Genomic DNA, 18,497 nt, shown 5'->3' with positions numbered 1-18,497 from the left:
CGCGCATGCTTCAACCCCTTTGGGATCGCCCGCCGGGCAATATGATGACGGTATCGTCTTCGGGCGAAGCATCGGCCCTGTGCGCATCGAACCCATGGACATCGGCCAGCGCGCGGTCGAGATCGTCGGCGGTCGTGATCTTGTAGTTTTGTTCCGAACCCGGAACCAGCCGAACCGCAATGCCGGCCTCACGCGCAACGGCGACATCGTCGGCGCCCGTGCCGTCATGGGCTCGATGGGCGGCAAGGATCTTGGCGAAATCGAACCCCTGCGGCGTCTGAGCCCGCCAAAGACCCGTGCGCGCGACCGGTTCGCCCGCACCGCCGCCCTCCTCCTTCCAGAGCGCATCGACGACCGGCAAGGCGGCCAGTGCGCCGTCGCTGAAGCCGAGGGCGGCAATCACATCCTCGATCACGGATACTGGCACGAACGGGCGCGCCGCATCGTGAATGAGCACCAGGTCCGGGTTGTGTGCCTCGAGCGCTTCAAGGCCGCGCCGGACGGACTGCGCGCGCGTTTCACCGCCATCGACCGCCGGCAACAGGCGTGCATCGTCCAATCCCGCCAGCGCCGCAGCGCAAAACTCCGCGTCTCCGGGATGGATGACCGGCACGATGAAACTGGTCCGCTCCAGGCCAAGGAACGTCTCGGCCACCCGCCGGAGCGAACAGGCGCCGGCCAGTTCGATATACTGCTTGGGCATCTCGGCGCCCAGCCGGCGACCGCGCCCCGCGGCGACAATGACGATGCCGACCGAACTCATGACGCAAGCACCTCGGCCAAGGGCATGGCGGAGGGGCGAACCGGCATATGGGCCAGGCGATCAGTCAACGGCCTTCAGCGTCTCTTGCTTGTAGAACCGGTCGGCAAGGCCGCGAATGCGCCCCGTCCGAAACAGGTGCGGGACGGACCATTGCGGCTCATCCCCGGCGAAAAGGTCGAGAAAGGCCATCGCCAGCGACGGATCGTCAGCCACATTCTCCTTGAAGCTCCACCATGTGCGTGTCTCGTTCAAAAGGGCGCTCGTGTGCTGCTCGCCGTGATAGTCGCCTTCCAGCACCAATCCGCGCACATTGAGGCAGAAGACCACGTAGAGATAGCCTTCCGGCCAGAAATAGGCCGGGTTGGTGGTGTCGGCCCCGCCCGGCAGCGCGGCGACGGAAACGGGCTTCATCTCGATCAGCGTGCGCAACATCAGACCCGCCGCAAAACCCACATAGGCCGGCTTGTCCTCGTCGCGTTCGGGTTTCTGTGCCTGAAAATCCTTGAGCCACTGGGCGAAAACGGCCGCAAGGCGCCCGTGATCGACGGTGTAGCGCGTTCCCGTCTCGCGCGATGTCTGTTCGGCCTGTTCCTCGAATGCCTGGACGAACCAGCGCAGCCGCTGCGCCGATTTGCGGATCGGCTGGTCGCTGTCGGTCGAGGCGGGAAGCGTCATGTCCGTTAGCCCTAAAGATGCGCTGCGAGCGATTCCATGTGCCCGGCCAGCAGCGCCCGGTCAACCAGAGCCGCGCGGGTCTCCTCGCCCATGGCTGTCACCAGCGCCGAGGCAAGATCGAGCAGCTTTTCCTCCTCCTCCATGGTCTCGGCCCGCATGGCCAGGAGCCACACCATGATGGAAACGAGACCGGTATCGATCGCCGCGCGATCCGCATCGCTGCCCACGGCCGGCATCCCCGGCGGCCGGCCGATCACCGCCGATCCCGCAATGTCGGCAACGAGACTGGCCGCGCGCTCCGGCGCGGTGCTTCCGGCCAGCGACGAACCGGACGCCAGATGGCCCGCCAGCATGGTCTCGCTGATCATCAGATGATGCTCGTGGCCGGCATCGCGCAAATGCTCCCACGCATAGGCGATCACGACCGCCATCGTCGCCAGCGCGTCGCGATCACCGGCCCCTTGCGACAGGACGCGGGACGAAGCACGCACGCTGTCGAGCGTGATCGGCGCGGTCATCAGCCGCTTGCCGGCGCCCTCGATCGCATGCACCGCCGAGCGGAAGCCGTCGCGCACCGTGCCGGGCAGCAGCGCCGCCGCCGGCTCCAGCAGTTCCTCGGTCACTTCGGCCAGCGTCGCCACGCCGCGCAGCGCATCGCGCAGCGGCAATTGCAGGGCTGTCAGCCGGGGTATGGGCGGCTGTTCACGCATGTCCCGTTCCTCTTCGTCGGCACGGCCGGCNGCCCAATCCCATCGCGTTCTGCGCCGAAGCCGCCTGCCCCATGCGCAGGCAATCCTCCATCGGCAGGCCGAGATGCAGCCCGGTGGCAAATCCCGCATTGAAGCAATCGCCACACCCGCACGTGCACACCACGTCGATCGAAAACGCGGGCAGATCGATCTTGTTTCCCTGCTGGTCGCGATACATCGCCCCCTTGTCGCCAAGCGTCAGGATCACCGCGCCGGTGCCCTGATCGAGCAGGAACCGCGCGATCTCCTCGAAATCGGTCAGCCCGGACAGCGCCATCGCTTCCTCTTCCGACGGCATGAAGAAATCGGTGTGCGCGAGCAGCGGGCGAACCAGCGGCAGATCGTCGGGCGTCGAGGCGAAGACATCGAGCGTCGTCCGGCAGCCGCGCTTTCTTGCTTCGGCCAGCACGTCCGCCGTGCGCCCCTTGTCCATCCTGTCCATCAGCCCGACGCCGCCGACATGCAAGATCGCGGTGTCCAGCACCCGGTCGATCTGGTCGTCGCTGACGAAAAAGCCCGCCGTTGCCCCGCGCTTGTGCAGGGCCGGACGGGCGCCGTCGGGCCGCGTCGTCACGACGCTCGACGATGTCGTATGATCCGGGCAGCGCTGCATGTTGGCCGTGTCGATGTCGAAGTCGGCAAGCCTGCGCAGCACCCAGTCGCCCATCAGGTCCTCGCCGACGCCGCCCACCGCCTGCACCGACAGCCCGTGCTTGGCCGCCACGATCGCCGCCGAGCCGGCGGCCCCGGAAACCGCGATGGTGAACTCGTCGACGAAATAGGTCCCGCCGCCCGGCGGAATGTCCGTCACAGGCCGGCACAGAGCGTCGAACGTGTAGAATCCCATCGATGTGTAATCGAACGTCATGATCACTCCCGGCGCAGGCGTTCGCCGCTTTCCCCGTCGAACAGATAGATCCTGTCGGCGTCGAACCGCACATTTTCGGTCGCGCCCAGCGGCGCACGGTAGGTGCGATCGGCCTTGATTTCAAACAGCTTTTCGCCAGCCTGCAGGGTCAGATAGGTCAGATCGCCGGTGGGTTCGACGCCATAGACCTCGCCGGTCAGGTCGATGTCCTCGTCGGTGACATGGCAATCCTCTGGCCGGACGCCAAGCGTCACCTTGCCGCTGACCCCTGCGGGAAGACCGGGAACCTTCACGCCCGGCGCGGTGAACACGCCATCGGCGACCTCGCCCTCGACCAGGTTCATCGGCGGCGAGCCGATGAAGTTGGCAACGAACGTGTTGGCCGGGTCGTTGTAGATCTCGTCCGGCGTGCCGATCTGCTGGATCAGGCCCGACTGCATGATCACGATCCGGTCGGCGAGCGTCATCGCCTCGATCTGGTCGTGCGTCACATAGACGGTCGTGATCCGCAACTCGCGCTGGATGTGCTTGATCTGCACGCGCATCGCCTGGCGTAGCTTGGCGTCGAGGTTCGACAGCGGCTCGTCCATCAGGAACACTTGCGGCTCGCGCACGATCGCCCGCGCCAAGGCTGCACGCTGGCGCTGGCCGCCGGACAGCGCGCCCGGCTTGCGGTCGAGATAATCGGTCATCTCGACCAGCCCGGCGGCGCGCCGCACCAGTCCGTCATGTTCGGTGCGCGGCACGCCGCGCATGCGGAGCGGAAAGCGGATGTTCTCGTAGATCGTCATGTTCGGATAAAGCGCATAGCCCTGGAACACCATCGCCACATCGCGGTCGCGCGGATCGATGTCGTTCATCGTCTCGCCGTCCATGACGATCTCGCCCTCGGTCGGCTCTTCAAGGCCCGCGATCATGCGCATGGTCGTCGTCTTGCCGCAGCCCGACGGACCGAGAAAGACGATGAACTCCTCGTCGGCAATGTCGATATTGACATCGCGCACGCCCCAGGCTTCGCCCCACCGCTTCTGGATGCCGTTGAGTTCGATACGCGCCATGTTTCAGCTTTCTTTCATTGTGCGGGTTTCAAACCCGATACTCGTCGCCATCATCCGCCCTTGACCGCGCCCATCGTCAGCCCGCGGCTCAGATGCTTCTGAATCGCGACGACCACGAGGAAAACCGGCACGAAGGCGAGGAAGGCAACAAGCGCGATCGCGTTGTAGATGACGCCGTCCGACCCGCCGGTGAAATTGGCGAGCGCCACCGACATCGTATAGGCATTCGGCGTCGAGGCGATCAGCAGGGTGAACAGGAATTCGTTGATCGCAAAGATCATCGCGATGACTGACGCCGTGATGATGCCCGGCAGGATTGCCGGAATGATGATCTCCCACAGGATGCGCATGTCGGACGCGCCATCCGTGCGCGCCGCATCCTCCAATTCCTTGGGGATGTCGAGCATGTAGGAGCGGATGATCCATGTCACGAACGACAGGTTGATCGCCGCATAGATCAGCATCAGCGCCCAGATTGTGTCCAGAAGTCCCGCATTGCGGAACAAAAAGAAGATCGGGATCGCCACGATCGCCGGCGCCATCATGCGGGTCGACAATATGTAGAAGGCGATGTCGTCACGGCCGCGATACTCGTAGCGGGCCAGCGAATAGGCCGCCGGAATTCCGAGCACCAGATCGATCAGCACCGAGCCGAAGATCGCCAGGATCGAGTTGCGGAGATACTTGGCCATCGGCCAGTCCTCCCAGATCATGTGCCAGGCATCGAGGCTGAAGGTCGGCCAGTAGATCGGCTGCGGCGTGATGATCTCGACGCGCGGTCTGAGCCCGATCGACAGGAACCAGAGCACCGGCATCAGGCAGAACAGCGCCCATGCGCCCAGGATCAGGTAGCGGACGAACAGGTTCTCACCGCGTTTTCTGCGTTGCGAAGCCATGGCCTACGTCCTCACCGACACGAAGGCGCGCTTCACGACGAGCTGCGCGATGATGATGGTAATGATCAGCATGACGACGGACGCCGCCGACGCGTATCCGAAATTGAAGAACTTGAAGCCGGTCCGGTAGATGAAATAGCTGATCGTCTCGGTACCGAAGGCCGGCCCGCCCTTGGTGATGATGAAGACGTTGGTGAACATGGTCGTGATGTCGATACCGCGCAGGATCAGCGCCACGGCGATCACCGGCTTCATCAGCGGCAGCGAGATGTTCCAGAAGATGGCCGCCCAGGACGCGCCGTCGAGCCGCGCGGCCTCTTCCACCTCTTCATCCTGCCCCTGAAGGGCGGCGACGAAAATGATGAACAGGAATGGCGTCCATTGCCAGACATCGGCGATGATCAGAAGGCCGCGGCTCATCCAGATCGACGACTGGATCGCCAGATTGCCGTCGATCAGCCCGATGCGGATCAAAAGGTCGGAGACGACGCGGGCATCGAGAAAGGCCAGCTTGAAGATGAAAGCGACCGCGGAAGGCATGAACAGCATCGGCACCAGAAAGATGATGCGCCAGCCCTGCACCCACGGGTCGCGATAGGCGTAAAACGCCAGCGTCAACGCGATCAGGCATTGCAGCGTCAGCGATATCGAGCCGATGACGAACGTGTTCCAGAGCGCGCCCCAGAACTGGTGGTCGTTGAAAAGCTTGACGTAATTGGCGAAACCGACCGGCTGCCACGGCCCGAACTTGACCGCGTGGAAGCTCTGGATGATCGCATAGACGCCCGGATAGAGCGTGATCAGAAACAGGTAGATGACGGCAGGCGCCACCAGCAGATAGGGAAACCAGGCCTTGAGCCGCTTGTTGCGCCGTCTTGGCCTTGGCCTTTGTGTTGCCATGGCCGGGGCGACCGCAGTCGCCCCGGCATCAGGCAGGGAGGGATTGCTCATCAAGAGCTCCAGGTGCCGTCGATTGATCGTGCCTGCCGATCAGAATGGCAGATCGCGACCCTCTCCGACATAGAGACCCGGCGCGGCGGCTGCGTAATCGACAGGATCGTTGCCCTGGTAGAAGCCGTTTTGCGTCATGATCTCGCGTACGGCGGTGGCCGCGTTGTCGAGCGCTTCCTTGGCGGTGATCTGTCCGACCACGGCACGGTTGATCTCGTTGCCGATCGCCTGTTCGATCGGGAACGCTCCGGGCAGACGCGGCGAGCACCACGCATGCTCCAGGCTGTCGCCCCAGACCTTGGCCGGCTGCGAGACCTTCTGCAGATTGTCGTTGCGCAGGACCGATTTGTAGCCCGGCGCCACGCCGTTCGCATTGGCCTCGTTCATCGCCATGATCGACGAGGTCGTCAGGAAGGCGAGCATCAGAAACGCACCTTCCGGGTTCTGGCTGGACGCCGCAACGCATGAGGTCGAGCCGGCAATGTTGGGCGGCGCGAAACGGCCGCCTTCGATTCGCGGCTCGTAAATCGTCACGAAATCGTCGACGATTTGCGACTGGTCGGGCCGCATCGCCTGGGTGCCCGAATCCTGCCAGCTGATGTTGGTGGCGACCTGACCGCCGAGCCACGCGGCCCGGTTCTCCGGCCAGCCGGCGCCGGCATGGCCTTCATTGGCGTTCTTGGCCAGTTCGAGAATGATCTCCNAGACCCTTCATGCCGGCATCGCCGTTGAAGATCGGCTCCCAGTTCTCGTCAAACAGCATCATGCCGGCCTGCGCGGCGATGTGTTCCCACGTATAGGTCGACCAGAAGCCCGGCGCAGCCATCAGGCCGACCCCGGAAACGCCCGGCTCGATATTGTTGAGTTCCTTGGAAACCCGGATGAGCTCGTCATAGGTCGGGATGGAATTGACCTTGTCGACCTCGCCGCCCAGAAGCTGCTCCATGTAACCTTTGCGGACATGGACCATCTGGATGTCGCAGTCGAACGGAATGCCGTACATCTTGCCGTTGAAGAAGCCGTAATTGAGCCGGTAGGTGTCGTAGAAGTCGTCCAGCGGCAGGCCCCATTTGTCGGCGAACTCGTCGAGCGGCGCGAGGAAGCCGGGCGCCGCGAAGTCGCCCATCCAGGGCGAGAAGAACTGCAGCGCATCGAACGAGGCGTTGCCCGAGATGAATTCGGCCAGCGCCTTGTCGTAAAAGCTGTCGTCCGGGATCGGCACCAGTTCGACCTTGATGCCGGACAGGGCTTCGAACGGCGCCAGGCCTTCCGCCGCCGATTCCTGGTCCGCCGCGCCGATGGCAAAGCGCACGGTCGTGCCCGAAAGCTCGCTGCGCACCGCCTCCCAGTCCACCGTGCGAATCCAGTCGGTCGCCGGATCCCACATCGTGTCGGCATTGGTCAGGCTGTAGAGGTCGCGATAGTCCTCGCGCACATACTGCTCGATCGAGATCTGGTCGAGCACGGTCTGCGGGTCCGGCAGGTCCGTACTGGCGAAGGCACGGCCCACGAGGCCCGTCCCCGCGCCGGCGGCGACCAGACCGGCCGCCGAGCTTGTCTGCAAGAACGAGCGCCGTGACAGGTTTCCAGCGAATTTCATGGTTGGTTCCTCCCTTCGGGTGCCAGATCGCCTGACTGCCATCGCACCCGAACTCGATGACAGCAGATTGAACATTTGACTTCTTGTGCAGACTTTTGTGCAAGTCACACTCTCTGTCAAGCGTTCATTTCTCCCCAATCGGTGCACCGAAGCGGCGTGACCGACGCGGTGGCTTGATGTCAAATTGGACTTTGCGAACATTTGCATTGACACTTGGACGTAAGTTCACAATGCTTTGGCGACTGGTCAACTCATAGGTGTTTCATGACATCCAACATAGCGCTCACCGGTCTCGCCCGCGACCTGGCCGAGCGCGCCGCATCGGGCAAACCTGTCCGCATCGGCCTTGTCGGCTCGGGCGAAATGGGCACGGACATTGTCACGCGTGCTGGCATGATGGACGGTGTCGACGTGGCGGCCATTGCGGACATCAACCCGTCGGCTGCGCACAAGGCCGTGGAAATTGCCCATCGCGCGCCCGGACACAGCGCCGATGCGGCCAATTCCGACGCGATCAATGCCGCCATCGAGGCCGGCAAGACCGCGATCACCTCCGCCGACGCGATGCTCGAATCAGGGCTGATCGATGTGGTGGTCGATGCGACCGGCGTTCCCGCTGTCGGCGCCGAGATCGGACTGTCGGCGATGGAACGCGGCAAGCATCTGGTCATGATGAATGTGGAGGCCGATGTCACGATCGGCGCCTATCTGCGCCGCGAGGCCGAGCGGCTCGGCGTGGTCTACAGCCTGGGCGCAGGCGACGAACCCTCCTCCTGCATGGAGATCATCGAGTTCGTCGCAGCAATGGGTCACAAGATCGTCTGCGCGGGCAAGGGCAAGAACAACCCGCTGAACTTCGATGCGGTCCCCGACCAGTACGCCGCCGAAGCTGCCGCGCGCCACATGAACCCCCGCATGCTCGTCGAGTTCATCGACGGCTCCAAGACCATGGTGGAGATGTCGGCGATCGCCAACGCGACGGGCCTGGTCCCCGATATTGACGGCATGCATGGCCCCGCCGCCGGGCCGAAGGACCTCGCCAAGACACTGATCCCCAAAAAGGATGGCGGCGTCCTGTCCGACATTGGCCGGGTCGACTATTCGGTCGGCCAGGGACTTGCACCGGGCGTCTTCGTCGTCTGCGAAGCCGAGCATCCGCGCGTCTGGGAGCGCATGTCGGACCTGAAGATGGGCGAAGGCCCCTATTTCGCGTTCATCCGCCCCTATCACCTGACCTCGCTCGAAGTGCCGCTGACCTGCGCCCGCGCAGTGCTGCACGGCAAGGCCGACATGATTCCGCTGGATAAGCCCGTGGCCGAGGTGGCTGCCGTCGCCAAGCGCGATCTTGAGCCCGGCGAAACGCTCGATCTGCTCGGCGAATACACCTATCGCGCCTGGGCGCTGGAAGCCGGCCGCGCCCGAACCTTGAAGGCGCGACCCGCCGGCGTGCTGCCGGACGCCACAGTCACCCGCCCCATTCGCAAGGGCGAACTGATCACCACCGAGAACAGCCGCCTGCCCGAGGGATCGAAGATCGCCGAACTGCGTGCCCGCCAGGACGCAATGGTCTTCGGAAAGGAACTGGCCGATGCCTGACAGCACCGCCACCGACCGCAACGTTCCCTACGCGATCCGCGCCTATTCGCCCGATCAGCTGATCGAGGCATTGCGAAAAATGTATCTGATCCGCCGTTTCGAGGAAGGCGCCGAGGACAGCTACACGCGCGGCCTGATCCACGGCACCATGCATTTGAGCATCGGACAGGAAGCGTCCGCCGTCGGCGCCTGCATGTCGCTGACCGACGACGACAAGATCACCTCGACCCACAGAGGCCACGGCCACTGCGTCGCCAAGGGCGCCGATCTGGGCAAGATGTTCGCTGAGTTCTTCGGCAAGGAGACCGGCTATTGCCGCGGACGCGGCGGCTCGATGCATATCGCCGATGTCGAAAAGGGCAATCTGGGAGCCAACGGCATCGTCGCCGGCGGCATCCCGATCGCCGTCGGTGCGGCCCTGTCGGCCAAGCGGCTTGGCACCGGCGCGGTCACGGTCTGCTTTTTCGGCGATGGCGCCAACAATGAGGGCGCTTTCCACGAGGCGCTCAACATGGCCTCGATCTGGAAGCTGCCCGTCGTTTTCGTGTGCGAGAACAACCGCTATGGCATGTCCACATCGACCGAACGCTCGACGGCGGTGAAGTCCATCGCCGATCGCGCGGCCGCCTACTCCATGCCGGGCGAACGGGTCGATGGCAACGACTTTTCCGCCGTCACCGAAGCCGTCGATGCGGCCGTGGCGCGCGCACGCAACGGCGATGGCCCGAGCCTGATCGAGAACGTGACCTACCGCTGGCGCGGCCACTCCAAATCCGACCGCAACCGCTACCGGACCAAGGAGGAAATCGCCGAATGGCAGGAGCGCGATCCGATCGCCCGGATGGCGGCCATGCTCAAGGAACACGGCATCACCGACGATGCGGCGGTCGCCTCCATCGAAAAGGATGTCGAGCAGGCCGTCGAGGCGGCCATCGCGTTCGCCAAGGACAGCCCCGCCCCCCGGATCGAAGACGCAACCCGCGATGTATATTCGCCCAAGGTGGCGGCATGAACGCGCAGGCGGGCATCGAAGTGCGCGAGATTTCCTACGCGCAGGCGATTCGCGAAGCGATGGACATCGCGCTGTCGGAAGACGAGCGCGTCATCCTGATGGGCGAGGATATCGGCGTCTATGGCGGCGCCTTTCAGGTGACCGGCGATCTGGTCGACAAGTACGGCACCGACCGGGTGATGGACACGCCGATCTCCGAATTGGGCGGCGCGGGCGTCGCCGTCGGCGCCGCGATGACCGGTCTGCGCCCGATCTTCGAGTTCCAGTTCTCCGATTTCGCCACGCTTGCCATGGAGCAGATCGTCAACCAGGCCGCCAAGGTGCGCTACATGCTCGGCGGCGCCGTCTCCGTGCCCCTCGTCATGCGCTTTCCGGCGGGCTCGGGCACCGGCGCGGCGGCCCAGCATTCGCAGAGCCTTGAAGCGTGGCTCGGCCATGTGCCGGGCCTCAAGGTCGTCCAGCCGGCAACGCCGGAAGACGCCAAGGGACTGCTGCTCGCCGCATTGGACGACCCCGATCCCGTGATGATCTTCGAGCACAAGCTGCTCTACAAGATGAAAGGCCAGGTCCCGTCTGGCCGCTACACCACGCCGATCGGCAAAGCGGCAGTCCGCCGCGAGGGCGGCCACGTCACCATCGTCGCAACGGCGATCATGGTGCACAAGGCGCTCGATGCGGCCAAGGCCCTTGAGGACGAAGGCATCGAGGCCGAAGTGATCGATTTGCGCACCATCCGTCCGCTGGACGGGGACACCGTGCTCGCATCGGTGCGCAAGACCGGCAAACTTCTGTGCGTATACGAAGCGGTGAAGACGCTCGGCATCGGCGCCGAGGTCAGTGCGATGGTCGCCGAAAGCGATGCATTCGACTTTCTCGATGCGCCGATTGTCCGGCTTGGCGGTGCCGAAAGCCCGATCCCCTACAATCCCGAACTGGAAAAGGCCGTCGTGCCGCAAGTGCCCGATATCATCGAAGCGGCGCGCGGATTGGCCGAAGGCCGCACCTGATGCCCACCGAGATCATCATGCCCAAAGTCGACATGGACATGGAGACCGGCAAGATCGCCGCCTGGCATGTCGAAGAGGGCGCGAGGGTCGCCGAGGGCGAGCCGATCTTCGACATCGAAACCGACAAGGCGGCGATGGAAGTTGAGGCACCGGCCAACGGAACGCTGCATCACCTTGTTCCCGAAGGCGCCGAGGTGCCGATCGGCGCGCCGGTGGGCTGGCTCTATGCCGAGGGCGAGGAGGTTGGTGAGCCACCTGTCCGGAAGACGCAGGGTCCCGAACGCGCAAAAGAACCATCGAAGAGCGAGCCCAAGACCGAAACGCCAACGCCGGCACCGGTCACCTCCACAGCCGAGGTTGCCGAAGAAAAGCCCCGCGCGACTCCCAAGGCGCGAAAGCTGGCGCGCGACAACGGCATCGATCTGGCGACGCTTAACGGGTCGGGCCCTCGCGGCCGCATCCAGGCCGCCGATGTGGCCGTGCTCGACGATCGGCAGCACGCGGCTCCGGTGCCGCCCGCATTTAACAACGAGGCCGGACCGCTCTCGGTCATCCGCTCCAGGGGCGGCACGGGCACGCCAATCGTCCTGATCCACGGCTTTGCCAATGAGGCCGCCGCATGGTCGCCCATCGAGTCGCATTTGAGCCGACGCCCACTCATCCGCATCGAACTGCCCTGCCACGGCAAGTCGCCGAAGCGTCGCCTGTCGGGCTTTCCAGAACTCGTGTCCGATGTCCGGCGGGCTTTCGACGATCTCGGCCTCGAAGCCGCGCATCTTGTCGGCCACAGCCTTGGCGGCGCCGTCGCGCTCGCCATCGCCGACACGCGCGGAAACCGCGTCGATGGTCTGACGCTGATTGCGCCGGCCGGCCTTGGCCCCGATATCAACGGCGCGGTGATCGACGGGATCGGCCGTGCGACACGCGCCGAAGGCCTTGGACCGTGGCTCCGGCAACTGGTCGCCGACGACACAATCATCACCGACCGCTATGTCCGCGCGGCGATGATGTCGCGGAAGGACCCGGACCTGCGCGCCGCGCAAATGGCCATGGCCGACGTGCTGTTTCCGGACGGCACGCAGGCCTTCGATCTGCGCCCTGCCATTGGCCGCCTCGCCATGCCCGCGCGGATCGTCTGGGGCAAGCGCGATGCGATCATTGACTGGCGCCACGCGCTCGGCGCGCCGGGCCACATTGCCCTTCACCTGTTCGACGGTCTCGGCCACCTGCCGCACTTGGAGTCCCCCGACGCGATTGGACAACTCATCGCCGCGACCTTATGAGCAAGGAGGACCGGGCAAGGGATCAGGCTGATGCCGGAACACGCAATGGACGAACCGCGCGGCGCCGGTTCACGGCACGCGCGAGACATGCACCGCGACATTCGCATCCGCGCGGCCTGGCTCTATTATGTCGAGGGCCTCAAGCAATCCGATGTGGCCAAGAAGCTCGGCGTGAACCGGGTGATGATCACACGGCTCCTGTCTGAGGCCCGCGCGCGCGGCGAGGTCAACATCCGCATCAAGTCGGACATCGCTCCGGTCGTCGCGCTGCAGCGCGATCTCGAGGAGACGTTCGGGCTGAGCCGGGCGATCGTCGCCCCGTTCCCCGACGCGGGCGGCGACCCGACCCGCGCGATCGCCTCGGCGGCCGGCGCCTATGTCTCGCAACTGATCGAAAACAACATGACCGTCGGCGTCGGCTGGGGCCGCACGCTGCACACCATGCTGCCGTTCATCGAAGGCCGGGCGACCGAGGGCACGCGTGTCGTTTCGCTTCTGGGCGGGATCGCCCAGGCGCGGCGCTTCAACCCGGCCGAATTCGCCTGGCAGTTCGCCGAACTGTTCAACGCCGAGGGCTATCTCATTCCCGCGCCGGCCGTCGTCGATTCGGCGCAGACCAAGCATGCGCTTCTCGAGCATTGCGGCCTCGAACAGATCTTCCAGATGGCCGAAACCTGCGATGTCGCGCTCCTGTCGTGCGGCGGCATCACCTCTCTGACCACCTCCTATCGCGTCGGCCATGTCTCCGAAGCCGACCGCCAGTCGATGATCGAGGCGGGCATCATCGGCGATCTACTCTACAACTTCGTCGACGCGAGCGGTCATCCGGCGGACCATCCGGTTAACAGCCGCGCCATCTCCATGCCGATCGACCGGCTCGCCCGCATCGAAAACAAGCTTCTGATCAGCGGCGGGCCCGAAAAGACCGAGATCATGCTCGCCCTTCTGAAGTCGATGGCGCCAAGCGTCCTGGTCACTGACGAGATCACGGCCGGACGGCTGCTCGACGCGCACTCGCCCAACGCGCCGGCGTCCCGAAACGCCGAAAGACGGGGCCTGCCCGCCTGACGGATCGGGGCGCCGCCGCCACGGCGCAACGCTGCGATGCTGCTGCGCCGCCCTCATTGTCTGTGCTAGCGGGATGCTGATGGCCAACACACCCGATCGAAAGCCCGCTCCACGGCCGACCAAGCCCGGCACGCGCCGCAGCGGAACAAAGACGTGCGAAGCCTGATCCGCCAACGCTACGGACAGGCGGCCACGATCTTCCGCGGTCTCGGCCTGGCCCTGACGATTGCCGCCGCCGCGGCCTTCCTGGGCGCCCATTACGGCGCACCGGCCATGCTGTTCGCGCTTCTGATCGGCATGGCGTTCAACTTTCTGGCACATGAGAGCCACATCAAGCCCGGCGTCGATTTTGCCGCCTCCGCCTGCCTGCGCCTCGGCGTCGCGCTGCTCGGCGTGCGGCTCAGCTGGGCCGATTTCCAGTCACTCGGCCTCTACCCCGTCATCGCCGTCATCGCGCTGGTCGCGCTGACGATCCTCGCCGGCATCGCCCTGTCGCGCCTTCTGGGCCGCGGCGCGCGGCTCGGCATCCTGACAGGCGGATCGGTGGCCATTTGCGGTGCGTCGGCGGCGCTGGCGCTCGCATCCGTCCTGCCCCGCGACGCACGCCTGGAACGCGACACGCTGTTCACGGTCGTTGCTGTCACCACGCTGTCCACGATCGCCATGGTCGCCTATCCGCTTTTGTTTGCCGCGCTCGATGCCACGGACGCGCAGACCGGCATGCTGATCGGCGCGACGATCCACGATGTGGCGCAGGTGGTCGGTGCCGGATATTCGGTCAGCCGGGAAGCGGGCGATACCGCCGTCATGGTCAAGCTGATGCGCGTGGCGCTCTTGCCGGTCGTGCTTCTCGCGGTGATCGTCGCGCTCGCCAACGGCAAGGCCGATGGCGGCAAGATCACCCTGCCCTGGTTTCTGGTCGCCTTCATCGCGCTGGCCGCAATCAACAGCCTGGGTCTGATCCCCGCACCGGTTGCGTCGGCCGCCGAATCCGCCTCGCGCATCCTGCTGATCACCGCCATCGCCGCGCTGGGCGTGAAGACCGCGCTCAAGCAGATGGCCGATCTCGGCGGCGGCTACATCATGCTGGTCGTCGCCGAGACGGCGCTCCTGCTCGCCATGGCCATCGTTTTCGTCAAGCTGTTCGTCGCCTGAACAATTGGCCGTGCGAAGCGCCGTATCGGCTCCCGTGGAACAGAGCGGTCAGTCGGCGACGAAAACGTCCGTGCCCCACTCGCGGCAGCGCGCCTGCAGTCCGTGCGGCAGCGGCTTGTCGATGAAGATGGCGTCCAGTTCGGCGAACGAGGCGATACGCACGGGCGCGGTCCGCTCGAACTTCGAGGCGTCCGTCACCAGATAGACCTTGCGCGCATGGCGAATTATCGATTTCGACACTCGCACCTCGCGCAGGTCGAAATCCAGAAGATCGCCCTCCTCGTCCAGCGCCGACGCGCCGATGATGGCGATATCGACCTTGAACTGCTCGATCATTTGCGTCGCCAGATCGCCGACGAGCCCGCCATCGGAGCGGCGCAGCGTGCCGCCCGACACGATGATCTCGCAGCTTTCGTTGGCCGACAGGATGTTTGCGACATTGATGTCATTGGTCACGACCGTGATGTTCTCATGGTCGAGCAGCGCGTGCGCCACCGCTTCGGTGGTCGTGCCGATGTTGATGAAAAGCGATACGTTCGTGGGCACATGGTCGCTTACCATCTGTGCGATGCGCTCCTTTGCCTCGGCATTGAGCTTGCGGCGTTCTTCATAGACGATGTTGGTGACGCCCTGGCGGATCGTCGCGCCGCCATGCACCCGGTCTATCTTGCCCTCATTGGCAAGTTCGCCCAGATCGCGCCTTATCGTCTGCACCGTAACGTCGAAACGCTCCGCCAGCGCCTCGACGGACGCCTTCCCCTCCGCCCGCATTAACGCGAGAATCTCGTTGCGCCTCAGCCCCGATCCCACCGGCTCTCCTCCGTTTTTGCGAACCGTGCCGCAGACCCGCACAGAAAACAATCACCGGTCTGAACTGGTCCGAACCGGCCCTGACCCACCCGTCCGGCCCGCATATTCGCTGTTTCCGGCGGCCCAAAGCGATTTGGATGCTTGTTTTCCCACATTTTCTATCGAAATGCAAAACGAACATGAAAATGTGAAATTTCGAAAAAAACGCAAAAAAACGAAAATTTCGATTGCGTGCCGCCCTACCTTGTGGTGTGCTTGAACGCGGAGGAACATCATTCATGCCCACGGATCAACGCCGCGACGCCGCGGTGGACATCTTCGTCATTGGCGGCGGCATCAATGGCTGCGGAATCGCGCGCGACGCCGCTGGCCGCGGCCTGTCGGTGACGCTGGCCGAGATGAACGACCTGGCATCGGCAACCTCCTCGGCTTCGACCAAGCTGTTCCATGGCGGCCTGCGCTACCTCGAATATTTCGAGGTCCGCCTGGTCCGCGAGGCGCTGATCGAACGCGAGACGCTGCTCGCGGCGATGCCCCACATTTCATGGCCGATGCGCTTCGTCCTGCCGTTCCACCGCGACATGCGGTTCGAGAGCGAGACACCGACATCCAAGCTTCTGTCGGCGATCATGCCCTGGATGAAGGGCCGCCGCCCGGCATGGCTGATCCGGCTTGGCCTGTTCATCTACGACAATCTGGGCGGGCGGAAGGTGCTGCCTGCCACCCGGACGCTCGATCTGACCAGCGATCCGGCCGGCGCACCGCTTCAGGACCGATTCGCCAAGGCGTTCGAATATTCCGACTGCTGGGTCGAGGATTCGCGGCTTGTCGTCCTCAACGCCCGAGACGCCGAGGACAAGGGCGCCCGGATCATGACGCGCAGCCGCGTCATCTCGGCCGAACGCGACGGCGAGTTGTGGGCGGTCACCACGCGGAACGAACAGGGTGCGACCGAAGTCCATTATGCAAGGGCGCTGGTCAATGCGGGTGGGCCGTGGGTCGAGGACGTGGTCCGCAACACGGTGCGCCTGAACACGTCCGAAGGCGTGCGGCTGGTACGCGGCAGCCACATCGTCACCAAACGGCTCTACGATCACGACAAGTGCTATTTCTTCCAGGGCGAGGATGGCCGGATCATCTTCGCCATCCCCTACGAGACCGACTTCACGCTGATCGGCACCACCGATCAGGAGCATGACGGCGCGCCGCACGATGCGGTCTGCACGCCCGAGGAACAGGATTATCTGACCGCCTTCGCATCGCGCTATTTCAAGAGGCCGGTGACGCGCGACGACATCGTCTGGACCTATTCGGGCGTTCGTCCGCTCTATGATGACGGCGCCAAGTCGGCGACCGCCGCGACCCGCGACTATGTCCTGTCGCTGGACGATTCCGCCGGCGCCCCGCTGCTGAACGTGTTTGGCGGCAAGATCACCACTTACAGGCGCCTGGCCGAAGGTGCGCTAGCCAAGCTCAAGCCGCACCTTTCGCAGATGGGCGAGCCGTGGACGGCACGTGCACCGCTGCCCGGCGGCGACTTTCCCGTCGACGGGTTCGACGACCTGGTCGCGCAGGTGTCGGGTGACTATCCGTTCCTGGACGATAGCTGGGCGCGGCGCCTCGTGCGCGCTTATGGCACCGATGCGCGGAAGCTTCTTGGCGATGCCAGGAGCGACGAGGATCTCGGCTCCGATTTCGGCGCGACGCTGACCGAAGCGGAAATATGCTGGCTGATCGACCGGGAATATGCGCGCACGGCCGACGATGTGGTCTGGCGCAGGTCCAAGCTCGGCCTGCGGCTCGATGCGCAGCAGCAGGCCGCCATCGACGCATTCATGCGGGCCCAGCACGTCATGGGCAACAACAACGCGGCGGCCGAATGATGCCGGCGCGCGGGAGGATCGGACGATGACGCTGCAACTCGATGGCGTCACCAAGCTGGTGAACGGTCAGGTTCACATCCACGAAACGGACCTGACGCTGGAAAAAGGCACGATGAACGTGCTGCTCGGGCCGACGCTTTCGGGCAAGACCTCGCTGATGCGGCTGATGGCCGGCCTCGACCGCCCCGCCGCCGGGCGTGTCCTCTGGCAGGGCGACGATGTTACAGGCGTGCCCGTCCAGCGGCGCGGCGTCGCCATGGTCTACCAGCAGTTCATCAACTATCCGGCGATGACGGTCTACGACAACATCGCTTCGCCCATGCGGCTATTGGGCAAGACCAAAGCGGAAATCGACGCCGCAGTGCACAAGGCGGCAGACCTGATGAAGCTGACGCCGATGCTTCAGCGCAAGCCGCTCGAACTGTCGGGCGGCCAGCAGCAGCGCTGCGCGCTCGCCCGCGCGTTGGTGAAGGATGCGGGCCTTGTGCTTCTCGACGAGCCGCTCGCCAATCTGGACTACAAGCTGCGCGAGGAACTGCGCGTTGAGATCCCGAAGATATTCGAGGAGTCCGGCGCGATCTTCGTCTATGCGACGACCGAACCGGAAGAAGCGCTGCTGCTGGGCGGCAGCACGGCGACACTGTGGGAGGGCCGCATCACCCAGTTCGGCCCGACGCCCGAGGTCTACCGCAATCCGCAGGACGCGACCACCGCGCGCGTTTTCTCCGATCCGCCGATGAACTTCCTGCGCATTTCCAAGGCCGGGCCGAAGCTTCTGTTCGGCGACGGCCAGTCCTGCCCGGCAACGGGCCGGCTCGGCGAACTCGACGATGGCCGCTACCTGGCCGGCTTCCGCCCGAACCATCTCGAACTCGACCAGCACGTGCCCGACGCGCTCGAATTCAACTGCAATCTGGCCGTCACCGAGATCACCGGCTCGGAGACCTTTGTGCATCTCGACCATCATGGAGAGCGCTGGGTCGGTGTCATTCACGGCGTGCGCGACCTGACGATCGGCGATCCGCTGACGGTCCATCTCGACCCGGCCCATGTCTACATCTTCGCCGACGACGGCGCGCTTGTCGCTCCGGCGGCCTATGCGCAGGCGGCGTGAGGAAATCCC

18 protein-coding genes are annotated in these 18,497 nt (G+C 64.7%); 8 read left to right on the top strand and 10 right to left on the bottom strand.

The window, feature by feature from the left end; genetic code table 11:
• Positions 1 to 10: 10 nt before the first annotated feature.
• The 9 genes from ispD to DEM25_RS18255 all read right to left on the bottom strand — a co-directional run bounded on the left by ispD (position 11) and on the right by DEM25_RS18255 (position 7,560).
• A complete protein-coding gene (ispD, locus tag DEM25_RS17135; RefSeq protein ID WP_109767637.1) occupies positions 11 to 763 on the bottom strand; it encodes a 2-C-methyl-D-erythritol 4-phosphate cytidylyltransferase in 753 nt (250 codons plus the stop codon).
• 60 nt (positions 764 to 823) lie between these two features.
• Positions 824 to 1,438 carry a hypothetical protein gene (locus DEM25_RS17130; protein WP_109767638.1) on the bottom strand — a complete coding sequence of 205 codons (615 nt, stop codon included), beginning with the start codon at positions 1,436 to 1,438 and terminating at the stop codon, positions 824 to 826.
• Between the two features lie 11 nt (positions 1,439 to 1,449).
• Positions 1,450 to 2,148: a hypothetical protein gene (locus DEM25_RS17125; protein ID WP_109767639.1), complete on the bottom strand. Its 699-nt coding sequence runs from the start codon at positions 2,146 to 2,148 to the stop codon at positions 1,450 to 1,452.
• Complete coding sequence (locus DEM25_RS17120) at positions 2,141 to 3,034, bottom strand: carbohydrate kinase family protein (protein WP_439650709.1); 894 nt, start codon at positions 3,032 to 3,034, stop codon at positions 2,141 to 2,143. Before DEM25_RS17120 ends, DEM25_RS17125 begins: the two co-directional genes overlap by 8 nt.
• A 23-nt stretch (positions 3,035 to 3,057) precedes the next feature.
• Positions 3,058 to 4,113 (bottom strand): ABC transporter ATP-binding protein, encoded by a 1,056-nt coding sequence (locus tag DEM25_RS17115; RefSeq protein WP_109767640.1) that lies wholly within the window; start codon positions 4,111 to 4,113, stop codon positions 3,058 to 3,060.
• Between the two features lie 50 nt (positions 4,114 to 4,163).
• Positions 4,164 to 5,009 (bottom strand): carbohydrate ABC transporter permease, encoded by an 846-nt coding sequence (locus tag DEM25_RS17110; protein WP_109767641.1) that lies wholly within the window; start codon positions 5,007 to 5,009, stop codon positions 4,164 to 4,166.
• Positions 5,010 to 5,012: 3 nt separating this feature from the next.
• The gene (locus DEM25_RS17105) at positions 5,013 to 5,960 is read right to left on the bottom strand and encodes a carbohydrate ABC transporter permease (protein ID WP_109767642.1); all 948 of its coding nucleotides are present in this window, start codon (positions 5,958 to 5,960) and stop codon (positions 5,013 to 5,015) included.
• A gap of 39 nt (positions 5,961 to 5,999) precedes the next feature.
• Positions 6,000 to 6,530, bottom strand: coding sequence for a type 2 periplasmic-binding domain-containing protein (locus tag DEM25_RS18260; protein ID WP_245412963.1), 531 nt, complete (start codon positions 6,528 to 6,530; stop codon positions 6,000 to 6,002).
• 97 nt (positions 6,531 to 6,627) lie between these two features.
• A complete protein-coding gene (locus DEM25_RS18255) occupies positions 6,628 to 7,560 on the bottom strand; it encodes an ABC transporter substrate-binding protein (RefSeq protein WP_245412962.1) in 933 nt (310 codons plus the stop codon).
• Between the two features lie 264 nt (positions 7,561 to 7,824).
• Between DEM25_RS18255 and DEM25_RS17095 the strand changes: the two genes are divergently transcribed.
• The 6 genes from DEM25_RS17095 (at position 7,825) to DEM25_RS17070 (ending at position 14,681) form a co-directional block, all read left to right on the top strand.
• Positions 7,825 to 9,156 carry an NAD(P)H-dependent oxidoreductase gene (locus tag DEM25_RS17095; RefSeq protein WP_109767644.1) on the top strand — a complete coding sequence of 444 codons (1,332 nt, stop codon included), beginning with the start codon at positions 7,825 to 7,827 and terminating at the stop codon, positions 9,154 to 9,156.
• Positions 9,149 to 10,168 (top strand): thiamine pyrophosphate-dependent dehydrogenase E1 component subunit alpha, encoded by a 1,020-nt coding sequence (locus tag DEM25_RS17090; RefSeq protein WP_109767645.1) that lies wholly within the window; start codon positions 9,149 to 9,151, stop codon positions 10,166 to 10,168. The genes DEM25_RS17095 and DEM25_RS17090 overlap by 8 nt, the downstream gene beginning before the upstream one ends.
• Complete coding sequence (locus tag DEM25_RS17085; protein WP_109767646.1) at positions 10,165 to 11,175, top strand: alpha-ketoacid dehydrogenase subunit beta; 1,011 nt, start codon at positions 10,165 to 10,167, stop codon at positions 11,173 to 11,175. The genes DEM25_RS17090 and DEM25_RS17085 overlap by 4 nt, the downstream gene beginning before the upstream one ends.
• The gene (locus DEM25_RS17080) at positions 11,175 to 12,458 is read left to right on the top strand and encodes an acetoin dehydrogenase dihydrolipoyllysine-residue acetyltransferase subunit (protein ID WP_109767647.1); all 1,284 of its coding nucleotides are present in this window, start codon (positions 11,175 to 11,177) and stop codon (positions 12,456 to 12,458) included. Before DEM25_RS17085 ends, DEM25_RS17080 begins: the two co-directional genes overlap by 1 nt.
• A 30-nt stretch (positions 12,459 to 12,488) precedes the next feature.
• A complete protein-coding gene (locus DEM25_RS17075) occupies positions 12,489 to 13,526 on the top strand; it encodes a sugar-binding transcriptional regulator (protein WP_342633491.1) in 1,038 nt (345 codons plus the stop codon).
• Between the two features lie 153 nt (positions 13,527 to 13,679).
• Positions 13,680 to 14,681, top strand: a complete 1,002-nt coding sequence (locus DEM25_RS17070; protein ID WP_196780431.1) for a YeiH family protein — start codon at positions 13,680 to 13,682, stop codon at positions 14,679 to 14,681.
• A 48-nt stretch (positions 14,682 to 14,729) separates the two neighbouring features.
• Here the strand turns inward: DEM25_RS17070 and DEM25_RS17065 are convergent, their stop codons facing one another.
• Positions 14,730 to 15,491 (bottom strand): DeoR/GlpR family DNA-binding transcription regulator, encoded by a 762-nt coding sequence (locus tag DEM25_RS17065; protein ID WP_109767720.1) that lies wholly within the window; start codon positions 15,489 to 15,491, stop codon positions 14,730 to 14,732.
• 278 nt (positions 15,492 to 15,769) lie between these two features.
• Here DEM25_RS17065 and glpD point away from each other — a divergent pair, with 278 nt between their 5' ends.
• A complete protein-coding gene (glpD, locus tag DEM25_RS17060; RefSeq protein WP_109767648.1) occupies positions 15,770 to 17,374 on the top strand; it encodes a glycerol-3-phosphate dehydrogenase in 1,605 nt (534 codons plus the stop codon).
• A 25-nt stretch (positions 17,375 to 17,399) separates the two neighbouring features.
• A complete protein-coding gene (locus tag DEM25_RS17055) occupies positions 17,400 to 18,488 on the top strand; it encodes an ABC transporter ATP-binding protein (protein WP_109767649.1) in 1,089 nt (362 codons plus the stop codon).
• Positions 18,489 to 18,497: the final 9 nt, after the last annotated feature.

This window comes from Oceaniradius stylonematis (assembly GCF_003149475.2).
In the GTDB taxonomy this organism is placed as follows: domain Bacteria; phylum Pseudomonadota; class Alphaproteobacteria; order Rhizobiales; family Rhizobiaceae; genus Roseitalea; species Roseitalea stylonematis.
The sequence above is the reverse complement of the archived record's forward strand: the minus strand, read 5'-3'. Positions and strand labels throughout refer to the sequence as shown.

Excerpts from the sequence above, each read along its gene's own strand:
- DEM25_RS17085 (WP_109767646.1), top strand. The coding sequence starts at position 10,165 with ATGAACGCGCAGGCGGGCATCGAAGTGCGCGAGATTTCCTACGCGCAG.
- DEM25_RS17125 (WP_109767639.1), bottom strand. The coding sequence starts at position 2,148 with ATGCGTGAACAGCCGCCCATACCCCGGCTGACAGCCCTGCAATTGCCG.
- DEM25_RS17095 (WP_109767644.1), top strand. The coding sequence starts at position 7,825 with ATGACATCCAACATAGCGCTCACCGGTCTCGCCCGCGACCTGGCCGAG.
- glpD (WP_109767648.1), top strand. The coding sequence starts at position 15,770 with ATGCCCACGGATCAACGCCGCGACGCCGCGGTGGACATCTTCGTCATT.
- DEM25_RS17080 (WP_109767647.1), top strand. The coding sequence starts at position 11,175 with ATGCCCACCGAGATCATCATGCCCAAAGTCGACATGGACATGGAGACC.
- ispD (WP_109767637.1), bottom strand. The coding sequence starts at position 763 with ATGAGTTCGGTCGGCATCGTCATTGTCGCCGCGGGGCGCGGTCGCCGG.
- DEM25_RS17115 (WP_109767640.1), bottom strand. The coding sequence starts at position 4,113 with ATGGCGCGTATCGAACTCAACGGCATCCAGAAGCGGTGGGGCGAAGCC.
- DEM25_RS17075 (WP_342633491.1), top strand. The coding sequence starts at position 12,489 with ATGCCGGAACACGCAATGGACGAACCGCGCGGCGCCGGTTCACGGCAC.
- DEM25_RS17130 (WP_109767638.1), bottom strand. The coding sequence starts at position 1,438 with ATGACGCTTCCCGCCTCGACCGACAGCGACCAGCCGATCCGCAAATCG.
- DEM25_RS17110 (WP_109767641.1), bottom strand. The coding sequence starts at position 5,009 with ATGGCTTCGCAACGCAGAAAACGCGGTGAGAACCTGTTCGTCCGCTAC.
- DEM25_RS17055 (WP_109767649.1), top strand. The coding sequence starts at position 17,400 with ATGACGCTGCAACTCGATGGCGTCACCAAGCTGGTGAACGGTCAGGTT.
- DEM25_RS18260 (WP_245412963.1), bottom strand. The coding sequence starts at position 6,530 with ATGCGGCCCGACCAGTCGCAAATCGTCGACGATTTCGTGACGATTTAC.
- DEM25_RS17090 (WP_109767645.1), top strand. The coding sequence starts at position 9,149 with ATGCCTGACAGCACCGCCACCGACCGCAACGTTCCCTACGCGATCCGC.
- DEM25_RS17105 (WP_109767642.1), bottom strand. The coding sequence starts at position 5,960 with ATGAGCAATCCCTCCCTGCCTGATGCCGGGGCGACTGCGGTCGCCCCG.